Annotated in this window: 1 protein-coding gene; it reads left to right on the top strand. The window is 67.5% G+C overall.

Features of this window, described 5'->3' with window-relative positions:
• Window positions 1–347 precede the first annotated feature (347 nt).
• Entirely contained in the window at window positions 348–1,745 is a 1,398-nt protein-coding gene (gene ahcY / locus AC1MIR_RS10315) for an adenosylhomocysteinase (protein WP_480028078.1), read from the top strand.
• Window positions 1,746–1,873 lie beyond the last annotated feature (128 nt).

Raw genomic sequence — 1,873 nt, 5'->3', positions numbered from 1 at the left:
GCCGCGGCGCCGCGGGGCTGCGGCGCCGCGCGTCGCGGAACTCGCTGAGCAGCTGGCGCATGGAAGCGCCGGTGGCCCGGATGTGATCGGCCACGCGCAGCCGGTCGGACGCGCGCTGGCCGCGCCTGGATGCGAAGGTCTGGGCGGTCATGCGGCGCGGCGGCGATGCGGACGGTCGGAGGGGGACATCAGCTGTCGGTTCAGAATGGTGCTTCACGGGGCCTGTGCCAAGCAGGGACATTCCGCCGCTAGGCATAAAGATATCCTTATGCCTGATGGGTCAGACTTGGCCCGCCCCCGCCCCCGTGCTAGGGCCGCCCCGATCCCAAGCATCAGGACCCGCGCACATGGCCGCCGATTACGTCGTGAAGGACATCTCCCTGGCCGATTGGGGCCGCAAGGAGATCAGCATGGCCGAGGACGAGATGCCCGGCCTGATGGCGGTGCGCGCCGAATACGGCAAGCAGCAGCCGCTGAAGGGCGCGCGCGTCGCCGGCTGCCTGCACATGACCATCCAGACCGCCGTGCTGATCGAGACGCTGAAGCATCTCGGCGCCGATGTGCGCTGGTCCTCCTGCAACATCTTCTCGACGCAGGACCACGCCGCGGCCGCGATCGCCGCCGGCGGCACGCCGGTCTTCGCCGTGAAGGGCGAGACGTTGCCGGAATACTGGCAGTACGTGAAGCGCACGCTGGAATGGGGCGATGGCGGCACGCCGAACGTCCTGCTCGACGATGGCGGCGACATGACGCTGCTGGTGCATTACGGCCTGCGCGCCGAGCAGGGCGACGTGGCCTTCCTCGACAAGGCGACCAACGAGGAGGAGGAGGTCTTCTTCGCCCTCATCAAGGACTGCCTGAAGACCAAGCCGGGCTGGTTCGCGCAGCTCGCCAAGAACATCGTCGGCGTGTCGGAGGAGACGACGACGGGCGTGCATCGCCTCTACACCATGGCGAAGGAAGGCCGCCTGCTGTTCCCGGCGATCAACGTCAACGACAGCGTCACCAAGTCGAAGTTCGACAACCTCTATGGCTGCCGCGAGTCGCTGGTGGACGCGATCCGCCGCGGCACCGACGTGATGATGGCCGGCAAGATCGCGATGGTCTGCGGCTTCGGCGACGTCGGCAAGGGCAGCGCCGCGAGCCTGCGCAACGCCGGCTGCCGCGTGATGGTCAGCGAGATCGACCCGATCTGCGCGCTGCAGGCCGCGATGGAGGGCTACGAGGTCGTGACGATGGAGCAGGCCGCGCCGCGCGCCGACATCTTCGTCACCGCGACGGGCAATGTGGACGTCATCACCGCCGACCACATGCGGGCGATGAAGCACCGCGCGATCGTGTGCAACATCGGCCACTTCGACAGCGAGATCCAGGTCGCCGCGCTGCGCAACTACAAGTGGGACAACGTGAAGCCGCAGGTGGACGAGATCGAGTTCCCGAACGGCAAGCGCATCATCCTGCTGAGCGAGGGCCGCCTCGTGAACCTCGGCAACGCCACGGGCCACCCGAGCTTCGTGATGTCGGCCAGCTTCACGAATCAGACCCTTGCTCAGATCGAGCTGTGGACCAACCCGGGCAAGTACGAGCGCAAGGTCTACACCCTGCCCAAGCACCTGGACGAGAAGGTCGCCGCGCTCCACCTCGCGAAGGTTGGCGCCACGCTGACGAAGCTCAACCAGCAGCAGGCCGACTACATCGGCGTGCCGGAGCAGGGCCCCTTCAAGGCCGAGCAGTACCGCTACTGACCCGCGGGCCGCCGGTCATTCAGCGTGGCCTTCCTGGGCGAGCAGCTCCGCTGGAATTTTTGGGCCGCCGGCGCCTGCCTGGTCGCGGCCGTGGTGTTCATCTTCCTGCCGGTCGAGGCGTGGCACGT

The organism is Falsiroseomonas sp. RANM36, assembly GCF_056682175.1.
Note: the sequence above shows the minus strand (reverse complement) of the source record. Positions and strands in the feature narration are given on the sequence as shown.

Coding starts and splice junctions, on each gene's coding strand:
- ahcY (WP_480028078.1), top strand. CDS start 348: ATGGCCGCCGATTACGTCGTGAAGGACATCTCCCTGGCCGATTGGGGC.